Origin of the sequence: Actinophytocola sp., from assembly GCF_036002505.1 — a bacterium.
Lineage (GTDB): Bacteria > Actinomycetota > Actinomycetes > Mycobacteriales > Pseudonocardiaceae > DASYTH01.
Genome location: NZ_DASYTH010000039.1, coordinates 1 through 7,063, shown reverse-complemented (window position 1 = coordinate 7,063; position 7,063 = coordinate 1). Strand labels below are relative to the sequence as shown.

Annotated in this window: 10 protein-coding genes; all 10 read left to right on the top strand. The window is 70.7% G+C overall.

Features of this window, described 5'->3' with window-relative positions; genetic code table 11:
• The first annotated feature begins 69 nt into the window (after positions 1–69).
• Entirely contained in the window at positions 70–603 is a 534-nt protein-coding gene (locus VGR06_RS02385) for a hypothetical protein (RefSeq protein WP_327557257.1), read from the top strand.
• A 1-nt stretch (position 604) separates the two neighbouring features.
• Entirely contained in the window at positions 605–1,048 is a 444-nt protein-coding gene (locus VGR06_RS02380) for a hypothetical protein (protein ID WP_327557256.1), read from the top strand.
• Between the two features lie 41 nt (positions 1,049–1,089).
• Positions 1,090–1,635 carry a hypothetical protein gene (locus tag VGR06_RS02375; protein WP_327557255.1) on the top strand — a complete coding sequence of 182 codons (546 nt, stop codon included), beginning with the start codon at positions 1,090–1,092 and terminating at the stop codon, positions 1,633–1,635.
• 28 nt (positions 1,636–1,663) lie between these two features.
• Positions 1,664–2,197, top strand: a complete 534-nt coding sequence (locus VGR06_RS02370; RefSeq protein ID WP_327557254.1) for a hypothetical protein — start codon at positions 1,664–1,666, stop codon at positions 2,195–2,197.
• On the top strand, positions 2,194–2,544 hold the full coding sequence (locus VGR06_RS02365; protein ID WP_327557253.1) for a hypothetical protein: 351 nt from the start codon (positions 2,194–2,196) through the stop codon (positions 2,542–2,544). Before VGR06_RS02370 ends, VGR06_RS02365 begins: the two co-directional genes overlap by 4 nt.
• A 51-nt stretch (positions 2,545–2,595) precedes the next feature.
• A complete protein-coding gene (locus VGR06_RS02360) occupies positions 2,596–3,828 on the top strand; it encodes an efflux RND transporter periplasmic adaptor subunit (RefSeq protein WP_327557252.1) in 1,233 nt (410 codons plus the stop codon).
• Positions 3,825–4,529: an ABC transporter ATP-binding protein gene (locus VGR06_RS02355; protein ID WP_327557251.1), complete on the top strand. Its 705-nt coding sequence runs from the start codon at positions 3,825–3,827 to the stop codon at positions 4,527–4,529. The genes VGR06_RS02360 and VGR06_RS02355 overlap by 4 nt, the downstream gene beginning before the upstream one ends.
• Positions 4,526–5,743 (top strand): ABC transporter permease, encoded by a 1,218-nt coding sequence (locus VGR06_RS02350; protein WP_327557250.1) that lies wholly within the window; start codon positions 4,526–4,528, stop codon positions 5,741–5,743. The genes VGR06_RS02355 and VGR06_RS02350 overlap by 4 nt, the downstream gene beginning before the upstream one ends.
• 13 nt (positions 5,744–5,756) lie before the next feature.
• Positions 5,757–6,338 (top strand): hypothetical protein, encoded by a 582-nt coding sequence (locus tag VGR06_RS02345; protein WP_327557249.1) that lies wholly within the window; start codon positions 5,757–5,759, stop codon positions 6,336–6,338.
• 129 nt (positions 6,339–6,467) lie between these two features.
• Positions 6,468–6,992 (top strand): N-acetyltransferase, encoded by a 525-nt coding sequence (locus VGR06_RS02340; RefSeq protein ID WP_327557248.1) that lies wholly within the window; start codon positions 6,468–6,470, stop codon positions 6,990–6,992.
• The last annotated feature ends 71 nt before the right edge of the window (positions 6,993–7,063 follow it).

Sequence of the window (7,063 nt, the reverse complement as noted above, 5' to 3'; positions counted from 1 at the left end):
TGACCTACTGGGCCACCGAGGTCGCGGGCTGGTTGCGGACCGGCTGACGTTTCCAGGTACGGTGCGGCCGTGACTGTGCCACCGGACGAACCGGACGAGCGGCCCGCGGAGTACCCGCCGGCGCCGCCCGTGATGCCGACGGCGGCCGAGGACGCCGCGGCGCAGCCGTACCAGGCGAAGCCGGCGCCGGTGCGCTACGCGTTCGTGGTCTGGGTGCTGGCCGGAGTGCTCTCCATCGTCAACGCGGTGATCCTGTTGCTGAACAAGCAGGAGCTCATCGACTTCTCGATCCAGCAGAACCGCAACCCGAACATCACCAACGAGCAGATCGCCAGCGGCGCGACCACGCTGCTGTGGATGTTCCTGATCGCCGCGGTGGTGTTCGCGCTGTTCTTCACGCTGTTCGCGTACAAGGCGCAGAACGGGGCGCGCCGGGCGCGGCTGCTGCTGACCATGCTGTGCCTGGTCACGGTGGCGTTCTACTTCTTCGTGCTGCGTACCATTCCCGGGCTCACCGTGGCGCTGCTCTGCCTGGCCGCGACGGTGCTGATGTACCTGCCCAAGGCGAACGAGTTCTTCGCGCCGCGCGACCTGCCCACCTGACATGACCGAGGTGCTGTTCGACGAACCGGGATCGAGCTGGTGGCCGGTGCTGTGGGGGCCGGTGTTCGCCGCCGCCGGCGCCGGCGTCGAGGCACTGGGCGGGCGGGTGCACTGGGTGGCGTGGCTGGTCGTGGGCGCCGGGCTGGCCGCCGGTGCCGCCGCCTGGGTGCGGTCCCGGCAGCGGCTGCTCGGTGTGCGGCTGACCTCGTCGACGCTGACGTGCGGCACGGAAAGCCTTGCCGTGGAACAGATCGCCGAGGTCGGTGGCGAGGCACCGGCGCGGACGAGGGTGCTCGGCGGCGGGTGGACGGTGCCGCGGAAGTTCACCGAGGTCCCGCTGCGGCTGGACGGCGGCGACATGGTGCTGGCCTGGGCCCGCGACGGCGACGGCCTGGTCGCGGCCCTACACGGATCACCGCCCGAGCGGAGGACATTTGAGCACTGACCGCACGAAACGGAGATGGCGGTGCGCGGTAGCGTAGCGTCATGACAGGTCCGAGTGAGCCGGAAGGCCAGCGCCAGCCCTTCGAACCGATGCCCGCCGCGCCGTCGCTGAACGAGCAGGAGCTGGGTCGAACCGAGGTCGTCGGCCGGCCGAGGTCGGTGGACATGGCCTTCATCCTGTGGCTGGTAACCGTGGTGGCGTTGTTGCTCAGCCTGGTCATCTACCTGGCGGTGAGCGCCGCGAGCCTGGAGGAGACGATCCGGGTCGGCCTGGAACGGCAGAACCGGACGATGTCCGCCGAGGACATCAAGGACGCGGCCGCGCTGTACCGCACGCTGGCCATCGTGATCAACCTGGTGTTCGCCGTACTGGTGGCCGCCTTCGCGTTCGCCATGCGCGGTGGGAAGAACTGGGCCCGGATCACCCTCATCGTGGTGGCCGGGCTCAACGTGGTGCTCGGGCTGTTCGGCTTCAGCGGTTCGATCCTGATCACGCTGGCCGAGCTGGTGCTGGCCGGCGTCGCGGTGGTGTTCATGTTCCGCGGCGAGGCCAAGGCGTATTTCGGTTCGGGGCAGCTCCGCCGCTAGGACCGTCCCGCGTGCGAACCTGAGCGGTATGACCGGACCTGAGCCACCGCTGAGCTACCCACCGATGCCCAGCGGCGGCTTCACCGGGCCGATGCCGCGGCCGCAGGCGGTGTCGATCGCGTTCGGGCTGGTGCTGCTGGGCATCGGCATCGTGGTGCTGATGCTGGTGCTGTCGCTGGTGATCGAGTACGACGCGCTCACCGAGTCGATGGCCGAGGAGCTGGCCAAGGACGGCCCGTACACCGAGGGCGAGCTGCACGCGGCGACGTCGTTCACCGCGGGTCTGATCTCGGTCATCGTGGGCGTGGCGGCGGGACTGTTCCTGCTGTTCGGGATCCTGATGCGGACCGGGCGGAACTGGGCGCGGGTGGTGCTGACCGTGCTGCTCTCGTTCGGCATGCTGGTGTCGATCCTGCTGGGGGCGCTCCCGTTCGGGCTGGTGATCCGATTCCTGGCGCTGCCGCTGTTCGTCGTCTGCGTGTTCGCCGTCGGCGTCATGTTCAGCCGCAGTGCCGGCCCGTATTTCGACCCGCGGGCGCGGATGGGAAGCTGGGGGGCGTGAGTGCGAGTGCGCCGTCCGTGACCGAGGAGCCCGAGGTCGACCTGCCGCTGGTCGCGGCCGGGTTGAACCAGCCGTGGCGGGCGCTGATCGCCGTGATCGAGGTGCTGGTCGCGGCCGGTGCGGTGTGGGCGGCCTACTGGGCCTGGCCGCGCGGCATCGCCACGATCACGCTCGAGCTCAGCGACGGCAGCCGGCTGGAGTCCACCCGGTACTTCGGAAACTGGATGGGCGCGGCCATCCTGCTCGGCACGGTCGCGGCGCTGCTGGTGCTGGACGCGGTGCGGCAGGTGGTGCTGGCGGTTCGGGCCCGCCCGCGGCGCGGGCGAAAGCATGCGGCGCCCAGCTAACTCCCAGGTTGTTCCAAGCTAATCCGAACCCCCGCTGGCCAGTATCGCGGCATGAGTCGCAAAGCGCGGATTCTGGCGCTCAACGGTGTTCTCCTGCTGGTGCTCGGCGGGGCCGCCTGGGGGGCCTACGAGCTGCTCTGGCCGAGCACGCAGAGCAACGCGGCGTCGGATGTGCGGCGCGTGGCGGTCACCCGGACCAGCGTGATCGACACGGTGTCCGCGGCGGCGACCGTGCAGAGCTCCTACACCGGCAACGCCGACTTCGGCACGTCCGGCACGGTCACCGAGATCGACGTGAAGGTCGGCGACGTGGTGGCGGTCGGCCAGCAGCTGGCGAAGCTGGACGCCACCGAGGCGAACCAGCAGGTCACCGTCGCTCAGTCCAATGTGGACGTCGCGGAGGAGGGACTCGACGACGCCCAGGCCGCCGCGGCGACCACCACCACGGCGGCGCCGGGCGGCGGGGGCTCGCAGGCCAGCAGCGCGCAGAGCGTCACCTCGGCGAAGGCCAAGCTGGACCAGGCGAAGCTGGCGTTGCAGCAGGCCAAGGACGCGCTGGCGGCCACGGTCCTGAAGGCGCCGGCCCCGGGCACGGTCACCGCGATCAACGGCAGCGTCGGGCAGCGGGTCGGGTCATCGTCGTCCTCAGCGGGTGGGAACGGCTCGTCCGCGCAGAGCTCAGGGTCGACCGGGTTCATCGTGCTGACCGACATGTCGAACCTGGTGGTCAAGGCGAACGTGGCGGAGATCGACGTCAGCAAGATCAAGGCCGGGCAGGACGCGACCGTCACGATCAACGCGCTGCCGGACACCCCGGTGCAGGCCAAGGTGATCGCCGCCGACCTGACCCCGACGTCCAGCAACAACATCGTGCAGTTCGGGGTGCAGCTCAGCCTGGTCACGCCGCCGGCCGGGATCCGGCCCGGACAGTCGGCCAGCGTGTCGATCATCGTGGCGCGCGCGGACGATGCGCTGTCGGTGCCGTCGGCCGCGGTGCGCACGGTCAACGGGCTGAACTCGGTGACCGTTCTTTCCGGCGGCCAGCAGGTGACCCGGGCGGTCGAGGTCGGGGTGCGCAGCGAGTCGCGGGTGCAGATCACCTCCGGGCTCACCGAGGGCGAGGAGGTCGTGCTGAGCACCGCCGGGACGGCCGGGACCGGCAACAACGGGGTGTTCCCCGGCGGCGGCCAGTTCGGTGGCGGTGGCGGTGGGCGCGGCGGCGGGACCGGGGGCGCGGGCGGTGGCGGCGCGGTGATCCCGGGCGCGGGCGGTGCGGGCCGGTGAGCCCGGTCATCGAGGTGGTCAACCTGCAGAAGGTCTACGGCTCCGGGGCGACCGCGGTGCGGGCGCTGCGCGGGGTGGACCTGAGCGTGCAGACCGGCGAGTACCTGGCGATCATGGGTGCGTCCGGGTCCGGGAAGTCCACGTTGCTCAACCTGATCGGCTGCCTGGACGTGCCGAGCGGGGGTTCGTACCGGCTGGACGGGATCGACGTCGGCTCGCTCAACGAGCGGCAATTGTCCTTGCTGCGTAACCGGAAGATCGGTTTCATCTTCCAGTCGTACAACCTGGTGCCGCGGACCAGCGCGCTGTCCAATGTGGAGCTTCCATTGGTGTACGCGGGGTTGGGACGCAAGGAAAGGCGGCTGCGGGCGCGGGCCGCGCTGGATCTGGTCGGACTCACCGACCGGGCCCGGCACCTGCCCAGCGAGTTGTCCGGCGGGCAGCAGCAGCGCGTCGCGGTGGCCCGGGCGCTGGTGAACGCGCCGGCGATCGTGCTCGCCGACGAGCCGACCGGGAACCTGGACAGCGAGAGCACGGCCGAGGTGCTGGCCGTGTTCGACCGGCTGAACGCCCTCGGCCGGACCATCGTCGTGATCACGCACGAGGACGACGTGGCCTGGCACGCCCAGCGCACCGTGCGGGTCACCGACGGCCGGATCGTGTCCGACACGGCTTTGCAGGGAGCGTGGGCGGCGCGATGAACGTCATCGAGATCCTTCGGTTCGCCGTGCGGGGCTTGGCGGCCAACAAGTTGCGCTCGTCGCTGACCACGCTGGGCATCACGATCGGTGTGGGCGCGGTGATCCTGCTCGTCGCGGTGGGCAGCGGGGCGTCGGCGGCGGTGGAGCAGAGCATCGCCGGGCTCGGCACGAACGTGCTCACCGTGACCCGGCAGGGCGGCGGGTTCGGCGGGGCCGGCAACAACAGCGGCTCGACCCGTCAGCTGACCGTGGACGACGCGAAGTCGTTGGTGGATCCCCTTGGTGCGCCGGATGTTCAGGCCGCCTCGCCGGTGGTGTCCACCTCGGCCACCGCGGTGTACGGCGGGTTCAGCCACGACGTGCCGCAGTTCACCGGCACCTACCCGGCCTATTTCGAGACCACGAACAGTCCCTTGTCGAGCGGCGCGGCGTTCACCGACGACGACGTGACGCAGGCGCGCCGGGTCGTCGTGCTCGGTGCCACCGCGGCGCAGGACCTGTTCGGCGCCGAGGATCCGTTGGGGCAGCAGGTGTTGGTGAACAGCATCCAGTTCACCGTGGTCGGCGTGCTCGCCTCGAAGGGCGCCAACGGGTTGCAGAACGCCGACGACAGCGCGGTGGCTCCGCTGCCCGCCGTGCAGAACTCGATCACCGGATACGGCGGCCTCAACCAGATCGTGGTGCAGGCGAAGTCCGCCGACGCGGTGACCGCGGCGCAGGCGGAGGTGACCGCGATCCTTAACGCGCGGCACCGGATCGCGGCCAACCGCGCGTCCGACTTCCGGATCCTGAATCCGTCGCAACTGCTCGCCGCCCGGACCGAGACGACCCAGACGTTCACGGTGCTTCTTGGCGCGGTGGCCGCGATCTCGCTGCTGGTAGGCGGGATCGGGGTCACCAACATCATGCTGGTCACGGTCACCGAGCGGATCCGCGAGATCGGCATCCGCAAGGCCATCGGCGCCACCCGCTCGGCCATCCTCGGCCAGTTCCTCGCCGAGGCCACGCTGCTGAGCCTGTTCGGCGGGCTGCTGGGCGTCGCCGTCGGCGTGATCGGCAGCCAGTTCCGGATCGTCGGCATCGAGCCCGTCGTCGCACCCGCGTCGATCCCGCTCGCGTTCGGCGTGTCCGCCCTGATCGGCCTGTTCTTCGGCAGTTACCCGGCCAGCCGGGCCGCCTCGCTTCGCCCCATCGAAGCGCTGCGTCATGAGTGAAGGGAACCGACCTGTGTCAGAGTCCGACGTGCAATATCCGCAACCGGTCCCGCAGGTTCCCCAGGGTCAGCCGGACCAGATCCTCGACCGGCCGATCGTCATGGGCGACCTCGACACCGAGCTCAAGCAGAACAAGCGCTCCATCGGCAAGGCCACCGTCGGCCTGGTCGCCGCGGTGCTTCTGGTCGGCGCCTTCTTCGGCGGCGTCGCCACCCACGCCGCCCTCGCCAAGCCCGCCACGCAAACCAACAACGCGGCGCCCGGCGCCGGCAACGGACGCCAGTTCCCCGGCGCCGGCGGCGGCACCGGTGGCACCGGCCAAGGCAACAACGGCCAAGGCCCCGGCGGCGGCTTCCGCGGCGGCACCGCCGGCACCATCGACCACGTCGACGGCACCGACGTCTACGTCAAAACCCAGAACGGCTCCGTGGTCAAGGTGTCCACCTCCGACACCACCCAGATCCGCATCTCCCAGCCGGGCAAGCTCGCCGATCTCAAACCCGGCGAGACCGTTATCGTGCAAGGCAACACCGGCACCGATGGCACCGTCATCGCCAACGCCATCACCCAGGGCCAGCTTCGCGGGCAAAACTGATGGTGTGATCCCGGTCACAAACCCGACCGGATTTCATGATCAGATCCCTCCCGGGGATAAAACAGTCCGGCCCCGGCCCGGAACCCCGCCCGGTCCCGCCCGCGCACGGCACGCAATACCGTCGTCCGCGTGACCGTGACCATCCGCCCCCAGCACCCGGACGACCGGCCGGCGGTCCGAGCCCTCGTCACCGCCGCGTTCGGCCGCGCCGTGATCGCCGACCTCGCCGACGCCCTGCTCGCTCGCGGCGCCCACGCGTACGTGGCGGACCTCGCCGGCCACGTCGCCGGCCACGTGCAGCTCTCGCGCTCCTGGCTGGACGCGCCCGCGCGCCTGGTCGAGGTGCTGGTGCTCAGCCCGCTCAGCGTGCACCCCTTGCTGCAGGGCCGCGGCGTCGGCGGCGCGCTGGTGCGGCACGCGCTCGCGGAGGCCGCCCAGCTCGGCGCCCCAGTGGTGTTCCTCGAGGGCTCCCCGCGGTACTACGGCCGGTTCGGCTTCGCGCCGGCGCGGCCGCTCGGGTTCACCGCTCCGTCGGTGCGCATCCCGGACGCCGCGTTCCAGGTCGTGTTGCTGCCGGCATACGAGCCGTGGATGACCGGCGCGCTGGTGTACGCCGAGGCGTTCTGGGCCTTCGACTGCGTCGGCCTGCGCTAGGGGCCGCTTGGTACTACAGCCGCACCTGTGGGGCGGTCGGTGCGATGAACGCGTCTTTCCTCGCGCTGGGC